17 protein-coding genes are annotated in these 18,439 nt (G+C 44.8%); 4 read left to right on the top strand and 13 right to left on the bottom strand.

Annotated features, from left to right (window positions below; all coding sequences use genetic code 11):
- The coding region (locus PF479_RS08585) for a thioredoxin family protein (RefSeq protein ID WP_298004946.1) at nt 1–1,312 on the top strand (1,312 nt) is incomplete at its 5' end.
- Here PF479_RS08585 and PF479_RS08580 read toward each other — a convergent pair.
- The 13 genes from PF479_RS08580 to PF479_RS08525 all read right to left on the bottom strand — a co-directional run bounded on the left by PF479_RS08580 (nt 1,309) and on the right by PF479_RS08525 (nt 15,098).
- Entirely contained in the window at nt 1,309–1,677 is a 369-nt protein-coding gene (locus PF479_RS08580; RefSeq protein ID WP_298004943.1) for a CoA-binding protein, read from the bottom strand. The genes PF479_RS08585 and PF479_RS08580 overlap by 4 nt on opposite strands.
- Before the next feature lie 42 nt (nt 1,678–1,719).
- Entirely contained in the window at nt 1,720–2,514 is a 795-nt protein-coding gene (locus PF479_RS08575; RefSeq protein WP_298004942.1) for a hypothetical protein, read from the bottom strand.
- Nucleotides 2,511–4,268 (bottom strand): BatD family protein, encoded by a 1,758-nt coding sequence (locus PF479_RS08570; RefSeq protein ID WP_298004939.1) that lies wholly within the window; start codon nt 4,266–4,268, stop codon nt 2,511–2,513. The genes PF479_RS08575 and PF479_RS08570 overlap by 4 nt, the downstream gene beginning before the upstream one ends.
- Nucleotides 4,265–5,098 carry a hypothetical protein gene (locus PF479_RS08565; RefSeq protein ID WP_298004936.1) on the bottom strand — a complete coding sequence of 278 codons (834 nt, stop codon included), beginning with the start codon at nt 5,096–5,098 and terminating at the stop codon, nt 4,265–4,267. Before PF479_RS08565 ends, PF479_RS08570 begins: the two co-directional genes overlap by 4 nt.
- Nucleotides 5,095–6,084, bottom strand: coding sequence for a VWA domain-containing protein (locus tag PF479_RS08560; RefSeq protein WP_298004933.1), 990 nt, complete (start codon nt 6,082–6,084; stop codon nt 5,095–5,097). Before PF479_RS08560 ends, PF479_RS08565 begins: the two co-directional genes overlap by 4 nt.
- Nucleotides 6,081–7,100, bottom strand: coding sequence for a VWA domain-containing protein (locus PF479_RS08555; RefSeq protein WP_298004930.1), 1,020 nt, complete (start codon nt 7,098–7,100; stop codon nt 6,081–6,083). The genes PF479_RS08560 and PF479_RS08555 overlap by 4 nt, the downstream gene beginning before the upstream one ends.
- On the bottom strand, nt 7,097–8,020 hold the full coding sequence (locus tag PF479_RS08550) for a hypothetical protein (RefSeq protein WP_298004928.1): 924 nt from the start codon (nt 8,018–8,020) through the stop codon (nt 7,097–7,099). Before PF479_RS08550 ends, PF479_RS08555 begins: the two co-directional genes overlap by 4 nt.
- Complete coding sequence (locus PF479_RS08545; protein WP_298004925.1) at nt 8,021–8,896, bottom strand: DUF58 domain-containing protein; 876 nt, start codon at nt 8,894–8,896, stop codon at nt 8,021–8,023.
- Nucleotides 8,893–9,873: an AAA family ATPase gene (locus tag PF479_RS08540; RefSeq protein ID WP_298004923.1), complete on the bottom strand. Its 981-nt coding sequence runs from the start codon at nt 9,871–9,873 to the stop codon at nt 8,893–8,895. The genes PF479_RS08545 and PF479_RS08540 overlap by 4 nt, the downstream gene beginning before the upstream one ends.
- A 97-nt stretch (nt 9,874–9,970) precedes the next feature.
- A complete protein-coding gene (locus tag PF479_RS08535) occupies nt 9,971–11,542 on the bottom strand; it encodes a peptide chain release factor 3 (RefSeq protein ID WP_298004920.1) in 1,572 nt (523 codons plus the stop codon).
- Nucleotides 11,542–12,288: a hypothetical protein gene (locus PF479_RS20765; RefSeq protein WP_367277218.1), complete on the bottom strand. Its 747-nt coding sequence runs from the start codon at nt 12,286–12,288 to the stop codon at nt 11,542–11,544. The genes PF479_RS08535 and PF479_RS20765 overlap by 1 nt, the downstream gene beginning before the upstream one ends.
- Before the next feature lie 93 nt (nt 12,289–12,381).
- The gene (locus PF479_RS20760; protein WP_367277217.1) at nt 12,382–12,843 is read right to left on the bottom strand and encodes an FAD/NAD(P)-binding protein; all 462 of its coding nucleotides are present in this window, start codon (nt 12,841–12,843) and stop codon (nt 12,382–12,384) included.
- A 65-nt stretch (nt 12,844–12,908) separates the two neighbouring features.
- Nucleotides 12,909–15,098 (bottom strand): cyclic nucleotide-binding domain-containing protein, encoded by a 2,190-nt coding sequence (locus tag PF479_RS08525; protein WP_298004918.1) that lies wholly within the window; start codon nt 15,096–15,098, stop codon nt 12,909–12,911.
- Between the two features lie 133 nt (nt 15,099–15,231).
- Between PF479_RS08525 and glpK the strand changes: the two genes are divergently transcribed.
- From glpK to PF479_RS08510, 3 genes are read left to right on the top strand one after another with little or no spacing between them, the layout of a single operon-like run.
- Complete coding sequence (gene glpK / locus PF479_RS08520; RefSeq protein ID WP_298004915.1) at nt 15,232–16,710, top strand: glycerol kinase GlpK; 1,479 nt, start codon at nt 15,232–15,234, stop codon at nt 16,708–16,710.
- A 13-nt stretch (nt 16,711–16,723) separates the two neighbouring features.
- A complete protein-coding gene (locus tag PF479_RS08515; RefSeq protein WP_298004913.1) occupies nt 16,724–17,218 on the top strand; it encodes a hypothetical protein in 495 nt (164 codons plus the stop codon).
- Nucleotides 17,190–18,410 carry a hypothetical protein gene (locus PF479_RS08510; protein ID WP_298004910.1) on the top strand — a complete coding sequence of 407 codons (1,221 nt, stop codon included), beginning with the start codon at nt 17,190–17,192 and terminating at the stop codon, nt 18,408–18,410. The genes PF479_RS08515 and PF479_RS08510 overlap by 29 nt, the downstream gene beginning before the upstream one ends.
- Nucleotides 18,411–18,439: the final 29 nt, after the last annotated feature.

The following is an 18,439-nucleotide window of genomic DNA, read 5'->3' as shown; positions in this document are numbered from 1 at the left end:
AATCTGTTATTTCCCCGACGCGCAGGAAGTGAATTTTTCACTGAATATCGCAGGGAATCCTATAAAACAGGACACAGGCTCCTCTTTATGGATTTTCCTGCTTATGGCGCTCTTTGGCGGGTTCCTGCTCAATCTTATGCCTTGCGTCCTCCCCCTCCTTTCTGTAAAAGCCATGAATCTTATCAGCCAGAGTGGAGAAAAACGACCCGTTTTAATTAAGCATGGATTGCTCTACACGGCTGGGATTCTTGTCTCTTTCTGGGTGTTGACACTGGTCATTGTAATTCTGAAGCAGTCGGGGAAACTTCTGGGTTGGGGGTTCCAATTCCAGAGTCCTCTGTTTCTCACCATTCTCACAGGGGTCATCTTTCTTTTTGCCCTCTCCTTATTTGAGGTCTTTATTCTCATTCCCCCGTCAACAGGAATGAATAAGGCAGATAGCCTTTCCAGGAAAAAAGGATATACCGGCTCCTTCTTTACCGGGATATTTGCTGTGTTTGTTGCCACTCCCTGCAGTGCTCCATTTTTGGGAACAGCCATGGGATTTGCATTTTCACAGCCTGGAATCATTATTTTTCTGATCATGACACTGACCGGTCTCGGCCTCTCTATCCCCTTCCTGATTCTGGGATTTTTTCCAGGTTTTTTTAAGCTGCTCCCCAAGCCGGGAAAATGGATGGATAAGTTCAGAGAATCCATGGCCTTCCTTATGATGGGAACTGTGGTGTATCTCAGCTCCACTCTGATCAAGCAGATTGGATCTGACTTTGGATCTGTTCTCTGGTTTCTGCTGATTCTCGCCGTGGCTGCCTGGATCTGGGGCTGGAGCAGCCGTCAAAGCCGCAAAAAAGTTTGGAGAAATGTATTCAGAATACTCCCCCTCTTCATGATCTTCATTTCAGGATTCTTTCTTCTGAATTTCGGAACATCCTCCGAGGGGACTGGCTTGAAGCCGGAGAATAAGGAATGGGAAACTTTTGATCCTGAAGTTATTCAGGAGATTCGGGATGAGGGGACTCCCCTCTTTCTGGCATTCTCTGCTGAATGGTGCACGTCCTGTAAAGTCAATGAAAAAACAGTGCTGTCAACTGATAAGATAAAATCACTTTTTAAACAGAAAGGAATCCGCACCATGAAAGCTGACCTCACGGTGAGCCATCCTGTCGCAATGGAATGGATATTCAGGTATAACAGAGCGGGAGTCCCTTTGTATCTTCTTTTTCTCCCCGGGGAGGATGCGAAGCTGCTCCCGGAGATTCTGAGTGCTGGAATTCTTGAGGATGCCCTTGCTTCTCTCCCGGATATTCCTTAGGAAAACTGACTGGTCCTGAGAAGGACCAGTGTACAGGCTTCCATCCAGGGAATCCCTGCCTGATCCAGAGCCTCTTTCAGAGAGTCGGATTCTGTACCGGGATTCATGATAACCCGACCGGGATTCAGTGTGACAATCTCGGTGATCAGAGGAGTGATCCATTTGGGACTGACATATACTGTGAGGGTATCAATTTTTTCCTCAATATCTTTAATGGATGAATAGACGGTATGCCCCTCAATTTCTTTGAGTACGGGGTGAACCGGAAATACCCGGTGTTCATATTCCAGAAGCATCTGAAATGCTTTATATGAATATCTATCCTTCTTTTGGCTGGCTCCCAATATGGCTACATTTTCTTTCATATCTTTTGAATCCTTTACTTTTCAATATATAACTTAATGGTTCTATTTGTATCTTTCAATGAGATCTTCTGCATTCATAATATGATTTCCTTCTATCCATCCTGTATGTTCTGAACTCGTCACCCTGACCCTGGACCAGTTCAGCCTTGTTTCCAGTATAATCAATTCTGTCCCTGCCGGCAGCTTCACCAGCACTTCATACATCTGACTGTCCCCCCCTCTCAAGACGCTGTTCTCAAGGCTGACGACGGCCAGAGAGTCCGTTCTGTTCTCCCAGCTTCCCAGGGAAAGGACCATAAAGACAGCCATAAGAGAAACAATCAAGATCAAGATCTTGAAAGAATATTTTTTATTCAGGAGAGACAGAAGACTCAGACTGCAGCTGAATAGAGTTAAAATAATAAAAATAACCCATCCCCAGGGGGTGCCTGTCAGAAAGAGAACTCCCCAGATGAAAGTTTCGGGCAGATTAAAATGGGCCTGGGGAAGCTTCAATTCTTCCAGTAGATGATTCCGGTTTGAAAGAATATCCGGTGCAGTAGGTGAAAGGCTCAATGCTTTTGAATAGGCCATCAGGGCGGCTGAAGATTCACCGTCAAGCTGCAGGATATTTCCTAGATTGTAATAAAGGGAAGCACTGGGTCTCGTCATCCTGTCTGCGGCCTGACAATATAATTGAACCGCCTCCTGATAGGAGCCCTCTCCTGCCAGGGCAGATTTAAAAGATGTTTCTGCAGAGATAAGGAGTTCATCAAGGCTTTGATCACTTTGAGACTCTCCCTGAAGAACTCCGGCGATGATCAGGAACAGAAGAAATAGAGTTGTAAATCCTTTCATTTGTTCCGCCTTTTTTTCTTCAGTTCTCTGAGAATCTTTTCAGGAATATCTTGGAAATCATCAGGAGAACTCTGATGCGATGGAGTGTTTTCCTGTGGACTCCACAAGAGTTCCAGATGATCCAACATGGACTGTATTTCCAAACAGAGTTCTTTGGACAAGACTGATTTCATATTTTCCATTAGATCTTTTGAATTATCCTTCACATTCCTCATTTCAGGCAGTTGGCTGAACCATTTTATAAAGAGTTCACTGAGCCTGAGTCCATTCTCCTTCTCTGGTTTCAGGCTGTATTCCTTCAGGCCTCTATTCAGTTCTTTTTTAACTTGATCATTATTTCTACCAGAGTCTCTGAATTGTTTGAAAAGAAAGGAAATAATGTGAAAGAGCAAAGGAAGAATCATCAACAGGCTAAGACGATACCTCATCAAATACAGTCCATCAAGGAAGGATCCTGAACCGAAATATGGAATTTTCCTGTTTGACCTGAGAGATATCTTTCCGGTCTCTTCAGGAATCTCCCGGTTCTCTGCCTGATCGGTGAGGAGTGTTTCTTCGAGTTCCATGACAGTCAGGGGGATTGCATTGCTTCTACAGAACCGAACTTCTCCGGCATCCAGGCTGTAATAGGGAAAACTCAAGGCTGGAAAAGATCTTATTCCGGAAGATTGGATTCGAATTTTCTGATGGTATATTTTATTATTTTCAGACAAAGAGGAACTCAGGCTGGCAGGATCAGTCTTGATAATACCCTTCATTTCCCTCAGACCTTCAACCCCTTTGAAATCAGTGAGGGCCGGACTGACAAGGCCCTTAAACTGCAGAGTCAGTTCCAGCGGATCACCGGGATAGATTTTTGTCTGATCCAGGGATGCCGTAATTTCAAGTTCATTCCGGGCTACCAGGATTCCGCCGGGAAAGGATTGCATCTGATCCGGGAGGGCTTGGATGGTCAGTTCAAGAGGATTGGAAGGAATGACCCCTGGTTTATAATTTCGGCGTCCCAACTGATCCACAACGCCCCGCTGAAAAGAGAGGATCACCGGTTCCAGTTTCAGAGGCCCGGGTTCAAGAGGATAGATGTCCCAAGACATAGTCAGGCTGGCATACTGTTCGTCTTTATAGATCTCCGCCGATTGTACGGCATAAAGGGTATGCCCATCCACAGTGAATTGATAAATATCAGATCCTGATGAAGAGGGAGCAGGCAGATCCTGTATCCGAATTTTGTCATTCTGAAGAAAGGGTAACACAAAATCAGGCCGGCTTACTTCTGATGAAAAGAGCCATTTCAGACTGAGTCGCAGGGGAATGGAAGGAAAGGCGGTATCCCCTTCTGCAGTGAGGAAAAGATGGTATCCCTCCAGAGGCCCCGGCTCAATGATGGTCAGAGGGATTTCATTAGAACTGAGAGTCTCACCATCCAGGTCGAAGGACATTACGGGAATTCTGAGCTGACCGGTCTGCATAGGAAGGAGGCGCCAGGAATATTCCATGGTCACTTTTCTACCGCTGCCTCCGCTCCCCATAGACCTCTCATCATAACTGGATTCACCGGCTTCACTCAGTTGGAATCCTGTGATCTGGGGCAGTTGAGGTCTGGCCACCGGTTTATCACTGACAATACGGAGGATTAAAGTGATGGACTGGCCCAGATAGCTTTCATTTACATCGGTTAAGACTTCCAATGTGGCTGAAAACAAGGAGTGGCCCAGTCCCAGGGCAAATATCAATATCAGGATTTTCTGTCTCACCAGTTTCTCTCCACTTGAATCAATTCTTTGGCTTCATTCTTATTCCGGCTCTGTTCCTGATTGATCAGGGATTGAAGGTCCTCAGGTAAAGAGTCCTGTAACTCTTCATCCCCGGCGGCTTCAGATGCGCCGGCGGCCTGTTCCAGAGCCCTCGCCGCGGCTTTCTGTGATTCCTTTGCTTCTGCGTCTTTTCCCTCTTTCATTTGGTCCAGGGCTTTTTGCTGCTCTGCCAGAGCCTCTTTCAGGGCCTCTTCAGAGGGTTGGTTCTCTGAATTTTCCAGGGCATTCCTGGTCTCTTCGGCCAGGTCTTTCTGGCGTGATTCATTTTCCTCGGATGATGAAGATTCAGACAATTCCTTCTGCTTTTGAGCAAGATCATCCAGGGAAGACGGATCTCCCTCGGTTGAATCCTGTCCTGACTCTTCTCCTGCATCATCCTTTTGCTGATTCTCTGCTCTGTTTTCTTCCTTTTTTTGCAGCTTTTCCTGCTCCAATCTGGCAAGTTCAAGATTGATCCGTGCTTCCTTGTGTTCAGGATTATAATCTAGAACCCTGTAGTATCCGGAAATGGCCTTTTCCAGGGAGTCTATATTCTGGTTCACCAGATAATCCTGATGATAACTACGGGCTGCATTATAATAGCTGAATGTTTTATCAACCCGGGGGGCATTGAGAGCATCAGCAAGAAACCGGTTGGCCGCATCAACATATTCTCCAGAAAGATACAGTGCAGAACCAGTCTGTTTCGAATCTGCATTCTGTTGAACTTCCGCATGAAGGGGGATGAGAAATAGAACCGAAAAAAGGAGGCTGACAAGTACATCTTTCACAGCGGCTTTCTCCTGAATAAATTTGTCGTTTCCATCAGGAAGGCAAGAATAAGACAGAAAAGTCCGGGAATGAGAAACCAGCGGTAGTGTTCATCATAAATAAATTTCTCTACAGACCCGGTGTTCCTTTGAGCCCCGGTACGATCCAGTCTATTGAGAATCGACTGGATCGGGATTTTTCCATCCTCAACGGCAACAGACCAGCCTCCATCAGAGGCATTGGCCATGGCAGTGAGGGTCTGCATATCTGCTTTTGAATAGACCGGCTGATTCTCATACATCAAAGGACCCGTATCCTCCCTGTCAGAGGGAACAGGTGCACCCCGGTCAGAACTGCCCAAACCTATGGATATGATCCTGATCCCTTCCTGACCGGCACGCGAGGCAGATTCTAAAGGAAAACTATCCTGATCCTCTCCATCGGTAATCAGAAGAATATCCATGGATTCTCTGTCCTTCGAATCAAAGAGATCATCGATGACCGTCCTCACAGCATCTCCCAGGTTTGTTCCTCCTCTTGAAACACTATGGGTTCCCAATTCGGAAAGAGCCTGGGAAAAATAAAAAGTATCCAGGGTCAAGGGACACTTCAGGATAGGGGTCCCTGCAAAGGCAACCAGGGCGACCCTATGCCCGCTAAGGCTGCCGAGGGAATTGAGAATATCATAACGGGCTCGTTCCAGCCTGTTCGGTACAAGATCCTGTGCCAGCATACTGCGGGAAACATCGATGACAAAGACGATATTCCGGCCCTTCTGCTCCACAGTTTTCATACGGGGATTGGAGACCGGCCGCATCAAACCAAGGGTTATCAAACCAAGAGCTGCCATCATTAAAAGAGGAATCCCGGGCTTTGCCCTTGTAATATATTTACCGCTCATGAGAAGGAGATAGTTCCTTTTTTTCTGCCTGCCATGGGCAAAAAGCATCAGATAAAGGGGGATCAGCAACAGGGCGACGAGAGCGGCGGGGCGGAGAAAACTCATTCCTCATCCTCCACAACATTAAATAAAATGTATCTGAAAAGAAAACCTAAAAAAAGAAGAATCAGAGCGGTGATCAGAAATGAATAAAAATAAAGATCTTTCTCTGTTGATCGGATCTGTTCCATCTCTACTTTTTCGAGAGTGTCTATTTTTTTATATACATCCATGAGAGAGCGCTCAACGCCGGCATTATAGTATTGACCTCCTGTGAGGTCGGCTATATCCTGGAGCGTTTTTTCATCAATGCCGTATTCGGGAGGGATTTCCCGGATAATACCGAAAGCATTTTTGTAATATCCTCCACCAAATCCTATGGTATAGACCCGGATATCCTGTTCTGCTGCCAGAGAGGCGGCCTCCATAGGCGTCATAGTCCCGCTGTTGTTCTGTCCATCAGTCAGAAGAATCAGTACGGCCCCGGAGGAACCCGAGCCTGCTTTCTGCTGGTAGGAGCGTATCCGGGCAGCACCCAGGGCAAGGGCATCACCTAAAGAAGTGCCATCCTCCTCTTCACCAGCCAATTTCAGCGTACCCACAAGTTGTATCACAATGTCATGAGAAACAGTGAGAGGAGCCATGGTATCGGCATAGCGGGCAAATGAAATGAGACCAACCCTGTCATTGCGCCGTCCCTGGAGTTGGTTCCCGTCTCCGGAAATAAAGTCTGCCACTACTTTTTTGACAATATCAAGGCGGTCAGTTTCTCCTTTTTTATCCATAAAACTGCCCATACTCCCACTTCTGTCTACCACCAGCTGCAGCAGATAGCCCTTGGTATAGTCCTTCTCTTCTCCCAGTATCCGGTAGGGACCGGCAAGCGCCACAATAAAACTCAGGAGTGCCAGATAAAAGAGGAGGTCCCTTAAAAAAAACAGCCTGATTCTTGGAGATTTCACAGGGGGTAGAACGGAGATGCTGGGATAGATAATACCTATGTGACTCTTTCTCTGCAAATATATGAGCAGAGGAATCAGCAGAATCAGTACAAACCAGAAGGGTTGTTCAAATCGGATCATGAGACATCATCTCCGCCGGATCTGTAGTCACTGCTGAATCGACTCCATTCAGTGAGTGTCCCCAGATCTTCTTTGTATCGGGATGTAAGAATATCGTCCCCTCCCTTTTGATAAAAACACTGATCCATGATCTCCAATAAAGGATACAGGCTTCTCAGAGCCCATTGATTCAACCTGGAGGGCATCTCCAGATGATTCAATAGATCTGCGGGGCTATCTGAGGATTGTACCGCCGGGTGCAGATCTTTCAGATCTTTTAACAAATATCTGAAGGCCTGTCTGTAGAAGAGTTGGGGATCAATGCCCTGATCAATGGAAGGACTCTGGTCTTCAATAAATTCGGGCAATCCATAGGATGGGATAAAAGAGTTTTTCCTGAGCCTCCTTTTTTTTCTGTATATAAAAAATCCCGTAAGAAGGAGAATTATAGACAAGAGAGCCATTATGATGAGACTGAAACCACTGGTAGGGGAAGATTCTTCGGCAAGAATCAAAGGCATAGGTTTCTGATCCTCATTCAGTGAAGACAAGATTGAAAAGTGAACTTCCGGAATTTCAATATATTTCCCTCGATCTGAAAGAGTTATCCGAGGAAACTGGAGAATACTATCCCCTGTTTTCCGTGGCTGGAGCAGTAGTTCAAGGTGGTTTTGGCTTTTCCATGTACTTTTGTACACGCGGAAATCACCCCAGAGGGCATTCTCCTTTGCCTCCAGTGAAAGCCGGCCCGATTCGAAGGATTCTAAAGTCAGTGTCATTGTGATCCTGTCAGAAAAATAGAAGTCTTGATCGGGATACCTTATTTCCCATCCCAGAGTGGAGTTCTTTCCCGAAAAAATTAAATTTTCCTTTTCCTCTTTATTGTTCTGACTGCCGCATGAGGAAAGGGAGATCAAGAGTAAAAAGATCAGAAGCTGCATTTATCGTCGCTCTCCCCGTCTTAAAAAAAACCGTGTTAAAGGAAGAATCCAATCTTCTCCTGCGTGGAGGGTGAGGAGATCAGCTCCTTTTTCCATGATGATTGTTTTAAGGCGATTCTGTCTGCTCCTGTAGAGCTGCTCCCACTCACTGCGCCCGAGGGGACTCCTTCCATCAAAAAGGATCGTCTCAGCTGTCTCGGGGTCTTTGAACCGGTACAATCCTCTCTTCGGAGCCTCTTCTTCACGGGGATCCAGCAGCTGAATACAGACAAGGTCATGTTTTTCAGCCGCCCGGGCCAGATGTGTTTCATAGCCTTGATCATGAAAATCAGAGATAAGAAAAAGAATGCTTTTTTTCTTGAGGATCCTGTTCATATATTCCAGAGCAACCGAAAGAGAGGTCCCCGTCCCTTCCGGTTTGAAAGTCATCACATCCCTAATCAGATGCATCACATGGCGGTTACCTCTGCCCGGAGGAATAATCTTTTCAACCTGATCAGTGAAAACACACAAACCTACCCTGTCATGGCTGGAAACGGCCGTAAAGGCCAGCATGGCACAGAGCTCGGCAGCCAATTGATTCTTACTTTTTTCAGAAGAGGAAAACAGACCCGAAGGAGAGAGATCCAGTAGGATCATCATGTTCAGTTCCCGTTCTTCACGGAAAACCTTAATATAGGGTTCTCCGCTTCTGGCCGTGACATTCCAGTCAATGAATTTGATTTCATCTCCCGGCTGGTAGGGTCTGACTTCTTCAAACTCCATGCCTCGTCCCTTAAAGGCCGAGCTGTAGTCTCCGGCAAAGGCCGCCGTTATTTTGCGCCTGGTCAGGACTCTTATCCGCTCCAGCCGGGCGGCCAGTTCACGGTCAATCATACTACGGCTAGAGTCTCCAGAATTTTTCTGATAATCCAATCCGAGTCACGCCCTTCGGCTTCAGCTTCGTAAGTAATGATGATTCGATGTCTGAGAACATCTGGAGCAATTTCTTTGATATCTCCAGGTGTAACATAAGAGCGTCCTCTCAGAAGAGCCATTGCACGGGCAGCCTGGGAAAGAAAAATAGAAGCCCTGGGAGAAGCTCCAATCTGAATAAAATTGGCAAATTCCAGATTCCATTTTGCAGGGTATCTGGTGGCCTGCACTATATCAATAATATACTCTTCCAGACGGGGATCCATATACAACTCATCTGTCATTTGTCTGAGAGCCCTGATATCTGCGACAGAACACACAGGATGGACCATTTCCGGGGCAGAAATATTCTTTTGACTCCGCAGGATAGCCAATTCTTCGATTCTTTCCGGATAGTCCACCAGCACCTTCAGCATGAAACGGTCTACCTGTGCTTCAGGAAGAGGATATGTTCCCTCCTGTTCTACCGGATTCTGGGTTGCCAGAACCATAAAGGGATCATCCAGTGGGAAAGTCTCGTCCCCGATGGTGACCTGTCGTTCCTGCATGGCTTCCAGAAGAGCACTCTGCACCTTGGCTGGTGCTCTGTTGACCTCATCTGCCAGTAGAATATTGGTAAAGATCGGCCCCTTGCGGGAGTAGAACTCACCCTTTCCCGGATTGTATATCATTGTTCCGGTTAAATCTGCGGGGAGCAGGTCGGGGGTGAACTGAATTCGGGAGGATTCCAGGGATATGATTTTTGCAAGAGTGGTCACGATAAGGGTCTTGGCAAGACCGGGCACTCCTTCGAGAAGAATATGCTGATTGCATATGAGACCGATTATCATCCTGTCCAGTACTGTTTTCTGACCGACTATGACTTTGGCCATCTCATCCTGCACTGCTGTAATTATCTTGGTACACGACTCTGGGAGGTTTTGTATCTGGTTGATCATTCTGGATTTATACTCCGGTAAATAAATTTAAAGTTAATTATCAAACAAACCAAACATGACAATGGTTTCTACTTTGAATATTTTTTTTCAATCTTTCCTATTTCATATCTGAAGTAAAATAGTATTTCAATCCTTTATAGTCTTCCACTGTTCGGTCCAGCATCCATCTGCTGGGAGCAAGGTAGATCAATTGTCCCCGTACATCCAGAGCAATTTTATTCTGATTTTCACCGACAAATTTATCAATAACCGCCTTATCCGGTGCATTGATCCAGCAGGCTGTCTGGAAATCAACTGGTTCAAATATACACGTTGCCTTGTACTCATGGAGGAGCCGATGCTGGATGACATCCAGCTGCAGGGATCCCACAACACCAATGAGTTTCTGTTTTGTCACAACCTTGGTAAAGATCTGAACAACCCCTTCTTCCGCCAGCTGTTCTAATCCTTTGTTAAACTGTTTATCCTTAAGAGGATCTTTATTGACAACGGTTCTGAATATTTGAGGTGCAAAGCTGGGAATCCCTTTGTACTGGATCATTTCCCCTTCTGTGAGAGTATCCCCGATTTTAAAGGTTCCCGTATCGTGAAGGCCAATAATGTCTCCGGGGATGGCTGAATCCACAATATTGCGACTCTGCGCCATAAAAGCCGTAGGATTGGACGTTTTATATCCTTTTCCTGTTCTTACATGAGTATAGGTATGATTTTTTTCAAATTCTCCCGACACTATTCTCATGAAGGCTAACCTGTCACGGTGACGAGGATCCAGATTGGCGTGAATTTTGAATATAAAACCGGAAAAAGATTTTTCATCAGGCTTTACCATTCTTCCTTCAGTTTCAAACTCTCCTGGTCCGGGTGCAATATCGACAAAACAATCCAGAAGCTCCCTGATCCCGAAGTTATTGATGGCACTCCCGAAAAAGACGGGAGTCAGTTCGCCATGATTATAGAGTTCCTGGTCAAAATCAGGATATACCTGAGTGATCAGTTCCAGTTCCTCTCTGAGTTTATTGGCTTCATAGTCCCCGATCCTGTCATTTAATTCCGGATTGTTGAGATCTGAAATTTCAATAACATCCTGTTCATCCTGAACACCATGGGCAGAAAAAAGAATCAGTCTTTTTTCATACAGGCTGTATACACCCTTGAAAGCCTTACCCTGACCGACGGGCCAGCTCATGGGACAGACTGTAACATTCAACTCGGCTTCGATCTCATCTAATAGTTCAACAGCTTCTTTTCCCTCACGATCAAATTTATTCACAAATGTAATGATGGGAGTCTTTCGCATTCGGCAGATTTCACAGAGTTTTCGAGTCCGCTCTTCCACACCCTTTACCGAGTCGATGACCATCAATGTGCTGTCTACAGCGGTCAGAGTTCTATAGGTATCTTCAGAAAAGTCAGCATGACCCGGAGTATCCAGAATATTAACCTTACGGTCCCGGTAATCAAAACCCATCACAGAGGTAGAAATGGAGATACCACGATTTTTTTCCATTTCCATGAAGTCGGAAACAGTTTTTCGGGCTGATTTTCCGGATTTAACAGCTCCGGCAGCGTGAATGGCGCCCCCGAAGAGGAGAAGTTTCTCCGTCATTGTCGTCTTACCCGCATCGGGGTGACTGATGATTGCAAAGGTCAGTCTTTTATTTTCAATCATTACTTAAGGATTCCTTCTGCCGCTCTTATGCCGCTGGCCCAGGCGGCTGTTATGCCCCGGCTGGTTCCGGCTCCGTCTCCTATCAAGAAGAGACTGTCATGAACTCTGAAATGGCGATCCAGGAACTCGGGTTTATTGGCGTACATTTTAATTTCGGGATAATACATTATTGTTGAGGGGTGCAATACCCCGGGGATAATTGTATCCAGTTGTTTCATGGATTTCCAGATGGCTCTCATTATTTTGCTGGGTATTGCCAAGGCAATATCACCGGGAGTGCAGCTCTTCAATGTGGCTTCAAAATCGTAATAGTCCGAATTAAAACTCTTTTCAGAAGATCTTTTCGAAAGACGGAAATCTCCGACACGCTGCATAATAGGTTTCCCGCCTCCTAGAAGAGCCGCTTGAAGACCGATTATTTCGGCATATTTATGGCCGCTGGCCAAAGGAGCGGTGAGCCGGATTGTCTTTAGCATGGCAAAATTGACCAGGCCGTTTTCCTCTTTCTTCTTCCGTGACCAGGCATGTCCGTTAACGGAATAAAAGTTCTTGCCGTCATGGGTTTTATACTGTTCCTGAACCACATGAGCATTCCCGCTATTGGTACAAAAGGTTCTAACCTTTCCAGGGAAATGGAATTTGGGATCATAATAATCTTTGACAATAGGATAATGTTCAAGCCGAGTCTCTACACGGATGCCGATGTCAACAATATTATCCATGAAGTTGATATTCAAATCATTCATAAGGTCCTGAAGGAATTGAAAGCCCTGTCGTCCCGGAGCAATAATCAGGGATTCATAGCCATAACTGCCCTTGCTGGTGATCAGAGTTTTACTCTAGATATCCACTTGAACAGCTTCATCTCCCAGAGAAAATTCCACTCCCAGAGTTTCCAGTTCGCTGCAGAGTTTTTTTATCAGTTCCAGGCCGCCGTCCGTTCCCAGATGTGACTGGCGGATATTCAGGAGTTCCACCCCAAGAGAAAATGCTCTCTTTTCATATATATTGATGTTTTCTTTTTTTAACACTTCAGGCTTGAGGATATTTTCAACCTGATCCAGGTAGGATTCGGCTTCTTCACGGGACCAGTTATCCAAGGGAAAACCGGTAGGAAAAGTAAAATTCATTTTGCAGTCGTTTCTAAGACCGCCTGTCGAAAAATTGGATTTATCAAGCATCAGAATTTTAAAATCTCGCCGTTGTTCCAACAATTTGAATGCGGCACCCAGACCAGCCGGCCCTGTACCGACAATAACGCAGTCAAATTTTTTACTCTGAGTCATGTTCTTTTGAATCATATAGGGGGACTTTATTCTAATTTAGAATTAATTTCCAGAGTGATCTGACAAGAGAAGGCGAGGAATCAGTAATGAGCGTCCCAACAGGACCATTGTTGAAATAACTTCCACTGGACAACAGGAATATCTTTCAGTACATCATAGGAAATACGATAGAAATCACAAGGTGTTTTACCGCTGATCCTGGCATCAATATTCAGATCTTTTCGTTTCGAAAAAACCGGGTATCCACCCCAGGAATCCCATTTTTTTATACTTCCAATCTTCTTTTTTCCGTTATAAATATTCACACTACCCTTTTTTAAAATGAAAAGATCCTTCGGCCATCCCCCGGGAACTGTATCACCAGGAAGAAGATTGACCGTGGCGGCCCTCTGAGCCAGTCTCACGAGTTTTAAATTAGAGATTCTAGACCCCAATAATTGAGTATTCCGCAGATCAAATATAATTCTGCTGACCTTTATCAATTGATCCATGACATCCGTCTTTTTCATGAACTTGAGGAACACATTTTTAGGGATGATCAGGGTCTCCGCCAAGGCACTGGCCCTATATGTTCCCTTGATAGGTTCATTCCACAATCCGTTCATTAGTCCGACGGTACTCCCGGCGGTCATCTCATGACTTGCACCGTTATCTGAAAAAACATAATCGACTTTTCCTGAAAGAATCAGAAAAACCTCTTTCATCTGAGTACTGTCTTCAGCAATGACAGTATTAGCTGGGAATTCGATGATGGGACACTCCAGAAGCATTTCTATATCGGATATCCCTGCATCCGGGAAATAAGAGTTCAGGATTCTGGAGGCATGAAGCCTTAAATAATTTACAGAAGCAGGTATCAGAACATGGGCAGAACCAAAGTCCACATTAGTTCCAATTCTTTTTTCCTGTACATTCAAAGGCCGGTCAAGGTGACTCAGAATCAGAATCCCCGAAGGATCATTTTTAAAATCACCGGCTTCTCCATGAACCATGCCACCGCCGACATCAATCTTTTTGATATCAGCATACTGCTTATAACTGTTCCAGACATCATCATAAAATTCCTGAGCGATTCCTTCCTGGGGATTATCACTTATAAAACTTTTAAGAATTTTGCTGGAGACAATATCAGCAAGATGACCATAGGATTTATATCCTGAAGAACTCATGACCCTGAAATAAAAGATGGATGTCTCAACCGGATGGGGTGAAAAAAGCGGTTTAACTTCCAGACCGTTTACATTATTCCAGGCATGACAGTCAAGAATGATTGGATCCAAAACCAGATCAAAAATGGAAATATCCTGCCCCATCAGTGCCGCCAATTTTTTGCGGGCTGTTGCCATGACAGTTTCGGTTGCATAATATTTTATTTTATGGTCAGCCATGATCAGATAGGTCAAGCCGGCAAAATGGTCATCATGAATGTGTGTATGGAAAATCCCTTCTACATCATTCACACTGATTCCAAGGGCATTCAGTGAATATTCGATATTGGGACCGGCATCTATCAGATATATTTTTCCTTCAAAACATATGATGCTTCCCATACAGGGTCTGGTATTATCCCATCCATTCCCCTCTCCCACATGAATGATTGAAAAATTCTCTCTGCTGACTTTTCGGGACTCAAGCGCATAGGGCGGTTCATAGAGTTCATCGTCCTTCAAATTGAGGTCGATGTCCACTGTTTCATCGTTATAACTAAGTTTATAACAGTTTAATCCTGTCCTTTTTAGAAATACATCAGGACGGAGTTCCACTGCCTCATCGTCAATGATAGTTGTGTCTAACAGGTCTTCCGGTTTAAGAATCTTATTGAAGTTAAATTTCATTTTCAGATTCCACATGAGGTCTACTTCATCTTTAGTACAGCCTGCCTCTTCAAATTCTGCGCGCGAAGACAGACCGTAATTGCCTCTGAAAATATATTGATTCTGAGCGTTAACCTGATCGGATGTACCAATCAGCCAGGGACTTGTTCCCTTGTTTCCAGGGTGACCCGGAAGAGCCATGCCCTGTTTATACATCATGTGAAGGATTGGAAATTCAGCCAGATTACTAAAGTAACCGTTTTGAACTGCCAGGTCCGAAAGGAGGATGGCATTAGGCCCGCTTTCCATATAACAGTCATCTCTATCGATTCTATGAATAAAATTCATATTTTCCAGATGCTTTATGCTGTCCATGGGACAACCGCACATAAGGAAGAGATCTTTTTCCGGGATCTCCAACCAAAAGAGACCTGTTGCAACCTTAATTAAATTCATATCATCATATTATCGGCTTTTTTATAGTAAGCCTATATTTATTTTTTAAGCTATTAATATTTAATGGACAAAAGCCTGGTTCTCACTGATAATGATTTATATTGATTGTTATGTGATCGTTTTAGGGGAGTTTATGGATTATATCATCGCTTTAGATCAAGGAACGACTAGCTCAAGGGCTCTCATCGTAGATAAATCAGGAAAAATTATCGGCATGTCGCAACAGGAGTTTACTCAGATATTCCCTCGGGAACAGTGGGTGGAACATGATCCGGAAGAAATTTGGGAATGCCAGAAGAATATGCTCATGAAAGTGCTGGATGAAACGAAGATCAGCCTGGATGAAATGGCTGCCATCGGTATTACCAATCAGAGAGAGACGACTGTCGTCTGGGACAAAAAGACAGGAAAGCCTGTGTACAATGCCATTGTATGGCAGTGCAAGCGGACTGCCGATATCTGTTACAAAATTCGTGAACTAGGCTATGAGTCCCTCTTCCGTGAAAAGACCGGGCTCCCCATGGATGCCTATTTTTCCGGTTCCAAGATTCGTTGGATATTGGAGAATGTCAGCGGTGCCAGAGAAAAAGCCGAAGCAGGGGATCTTCTCTTTGGAAACATCGACAGCTGGCTGATCTGGAAATTAACCGCTGGAAAGGTCCATGTAACGGATATGACCAATGCCTGCCGAACCTTAATGTTTAATATCCATACCTTGAAATGGGATAAGGAACTACTGGAAATACTGCAGATCCCCTCGTCAATGCTGCCTGAAGTCAAGTCCTCCAGTGAGATCTATGGAACCACTGATAAGGCACTCTTCGGTGTTGAAATCCCCATTGCCGGTATTGCCGGTGACCAGCAGTCTGCCCTCTTCGGTCAGATGTGCCTTGACAGGGGTGATGTGAAAAATACCTACGGAACCGGCTGTTTTATGCTGATGAATACGGGAGAAACACCCATAACTTCAAGCAAAGGGCTGCTGACAACCATTGCATTGAACAGGAATGGAAAAACGACCTACGCCCTGGAAGGAAGTATTTTTATGGGTGGAGCCGTGGTCCAATGGCTTCGGGATAATCTGAATCTGATTAAGAATGCCTCGGAATGTGATTCCCTGGCTGAAGAAACAGAGAATAACGGCGGTGTTTATCTTGTTCCTGCTTTTCAGGGCCTGGGAGCGCCCTATTGGAACATGGAAGCCAGAGCCTCTATCAGCGGATTAACCAGAGGCACGGATAAAAGGCATATCTGCCGGGCGGCTCTTGAATCGATAGCCTACAGATCCTGGGATATTATGAAGATAATGCAGGAAGAATCTCAAATTCCAATTAAAAGCATCAGAGTCGATGGCGGGGCATCGCGAAGCAATATTCTCATGCAGTTTCAAAGTGATATATCCGATAGTGAAGTTATCCGGCCCCTTTCCATCGAAACGACCGCCCTTGGAGCGGCATATCTTGCAGGTTTGGCCGTGGGTTTCTGGAAATCCATGGATGAAATAAGTAAAATTTGGAAAGAAGACAAGGTTTTTAAACCATCGATGAAGGAAGAAGATCGTATTTCATTATATAATGGATGGAAATTTGCTGTTCAAAAGAGCCTGAACTAACCGGGAGATCTATATGAAATCCTCAGTAGAGGAAAGGAATCTATTCCCTGCTCACCAGGAGAGGGAACACGAACACATACCTCAACTCCTTGATAAGGCATTCTACCTGACAGAATCAGACCTGGCTCACTGGTATAGCATCGGTAATGATGGAAAGATTAAATGCAGAAAAAGCAAAGGAATTTTCATCTCTTCCAGTTGTGAGGATTCGAATGAAGACTGGGTTGAATTTATTCTGGACTGCCAACAGATGATTGTACAGAATAATAGGGAGAATCCCCTTTTTCCGGAATTATTTCTACACCGTAAGATGCAGAGTGTCCTGGTCTATCCTTTGATAACAGAAGGGAGTATTTCTGAGATTTTACTGTTAAACAGCCTCGAGACTAACCATTTTGGACAAAAAATCCTGTACAAAGCTGTGGAATTCAGTGCTCATGCTCTTTTCGTCTTAACCCGATTCCTGCAGGATAGAAACCATGCAAAACATTCAGACTCTAAAAAATAATTCCAAAGGAAAAAAGACACTCCAATCCCTCATTGATGGTATGCCTCTCACTCCCTGGTTTTGCGAATCATTAAAGGATCTTCAGAAACAGGAAGAAAAGGCCCCCTGGAAAATGCTCTTTCTTGAATATGAAGAGGATCTGTGTCTTTTGGTTCAGCACAGCGATCCAGACCTGCGCTACCAGGCTTGCAGTATCCTTGTTTATTCAGAAACAAAAACATGTCGCCGGATACTCTGGGACCAATTTGCGGATAGCCATCAGGACATCCGGATTCTGATGATAAAACTCTTCCAATCTTCAGACAGGCAGAAACTTTACAACACTCTCTTCAGACACTATATAAAGGATCCCGTCTTCAAAGTCAGACAGGAAGCCTTATACAGAATCAAAAAAGACTTTGCAGATCTCTATACTCTCTATTCTGAGAATCTGGATGTTATAGAAAAAATCCACTGTCTGGAACTGCTGGATGTAAAATCTTCCCATGATCATAATCTGGCGCTCCGCCTTATGAATGACTCCCACCCCGGTATTATTCTGGCAGCATCCCTTTATCTTGAAAAATCAGGGTCTCTGGATCAATTAATCACGAAGGGAAGCTCACGCGACCTGGAAGACTTGACTCGCAGAAAAAAGATTCTCTCTGCGGCGGCGGATCATCAGGTAAGTTCATTTCTGAATAAAAAAGAAAATTTTTCAGACAAAGGAGCCCTTTTCCTGGCTGTCGAGATTTTCCATCGGGGAGTGAGCAGCAGTAATTTTGCCTGGATCATCGCAAAAGTGTTTGATTTAAAAGGTGAATCCCCCTTTATAAATAACCTGAAAGATAAAGCCCTTTCCTGTCTTATAAAAAGAAAAGACCCGGAAAGCATTTTCCTTCTGAAGCAGTTACTGGAACAAAAACTGTTCCGTTCCTACCGGATGGAATATTTATTAAACTCTCTTCCTCCGGAGGGGAGTATTCTGTTTTATCCGGTTCTGAAAAAGTTCCTGCTGGATAAAGATTTCCCCTACTGGCCCAGTCTGATTCAGTCTTTTGTAAACATACCTCTCAGCCTCTGCCTGTCAGATCTCTATACCCTGGTAAGGAATCATGAATCCGACAAGATCATCCGTAAAAGGGCGGTACTCCTTCTGTCCCGGTATGGAGAGTTCAGCAGTACTCTCTTTATACTTGAAAATCTGTCATAGCTGGATGAAGATGAAATGACTTACCTGGG

Origin of the sequence: Oceanispirochaeta sp. (assembly GCF_027859075.1) — a bacterium.
GTDB lineage: Bacteria > Spirochaetota > Spirochaetia > DSM-2461 > DSM-2461 > Oceanispirochaeta.
The sequence above is the reverse complement of the archived record's forward strand: the minus strand, read 5'-3'. Positions and strand labels throughout refer to the sequence as shown.

Excerpts from the sequence above, each read along its gene's own strand:
- PF479_RS20760 (WP_367277217.1), bottom strand. The coding sequence starts at position 12,843 with ATGATTCAAAAGAACATGACTCAGAGTAAAAAATTTGACTGCGTTATT.
- PF479_RS08545 (WP_298004925.1), bottom strand. The coding sequence starts at position 8,896 with ATGATTGACCGTGAACTGGCCGCCCGGCTGGAGCGGATAAGAGTCCTG.
- PF479_RS08535 (WP_298004920.1), bottom strand. The coding sequence starts at position 11,542 with ATGATTGAAAATAAAAGACTGACCTTTGCAATCATCAGTCACCCCGAT.
- PF479_RS08540 (WP_298004923.1), bottom strand. The coding sequence starts at position 9,873 with ATGATCAACCAGATACAAAACCTCCCAGAGTCGTGTACCAAGATAATT.
- PF479_RS08525 (WP_298004918.1), bottom strand. The coding sequence starts at position 15,098 with ATGAATTTAATTAAGGTTGCAACAGGTCTCTTTTGGTTGGAGATCCCG.
- PF479_RS20765 (WP_367277218.1), bottom strand. The coding sequence starts at position 12,288 with ATGAATGATTTGAATATCAACTTCATGGATAATATTGTTGACATCGGC.
- PF479_RS08550 (WP_298004928.1), bottom strand. The coding sequence starts at position 8,020 with ATGCAGCTTCTGATCTTTTTACTCTTGATCTCCCTTTCCTCATGCGGC.
- PF479_RS08560 (WP_298004933.1), bottom strand. The coding sequence starts at position 6,084 with ATGAGTTTTCTCCGCCCCGCCGCTCTCGTCGCCCTGTTGCTGATCCCC.
- PF479_RS08510 (WP_298004910.1), top strand. The coding sequence starts at position 17,190 with ATGCAAAACATTCAGACTCTAAAAAATAATTCCAAAGGAAAAAAGACA.
- PF479_RS08580 (WP_298004943.1), bottom strand. The coding sequence starts at position 1,677 with ATGAAAGAAAATGTAGCCATATTGGGAGCCAGCCAAAAGAAGGATAGA.
- glpK (WP_298004915.1), top strand. The coding sequence starts at position 15,232 with ATGGATTATATCATCGCTTTAGATCAAGGAACGACTAGCTCAAGGGCT.
- PF479_RS08575 (WP_298004942.1), bottom strand. The coding sequence starts at position 2,514 with ATGAAAGGATTTACAACTCTATTTCTTCTGTTCCTGATCATCGCCGGA.
- PF479_RS08555 (WP_298004930.1), bottom strand. The coding sequence starts at position 7,100 with ATGATCCGATTTGAACAACCCTTCTGGTTTGTACTGATTCTGCTGATT.
- PF479_RS08515 (WP_298004913.1), top strand. The coding sequence starts at position 16,724 with ATGAAATCCTCAGTAGAGGAAAGGAATCTATTCCCTGCTCACCAGGAG.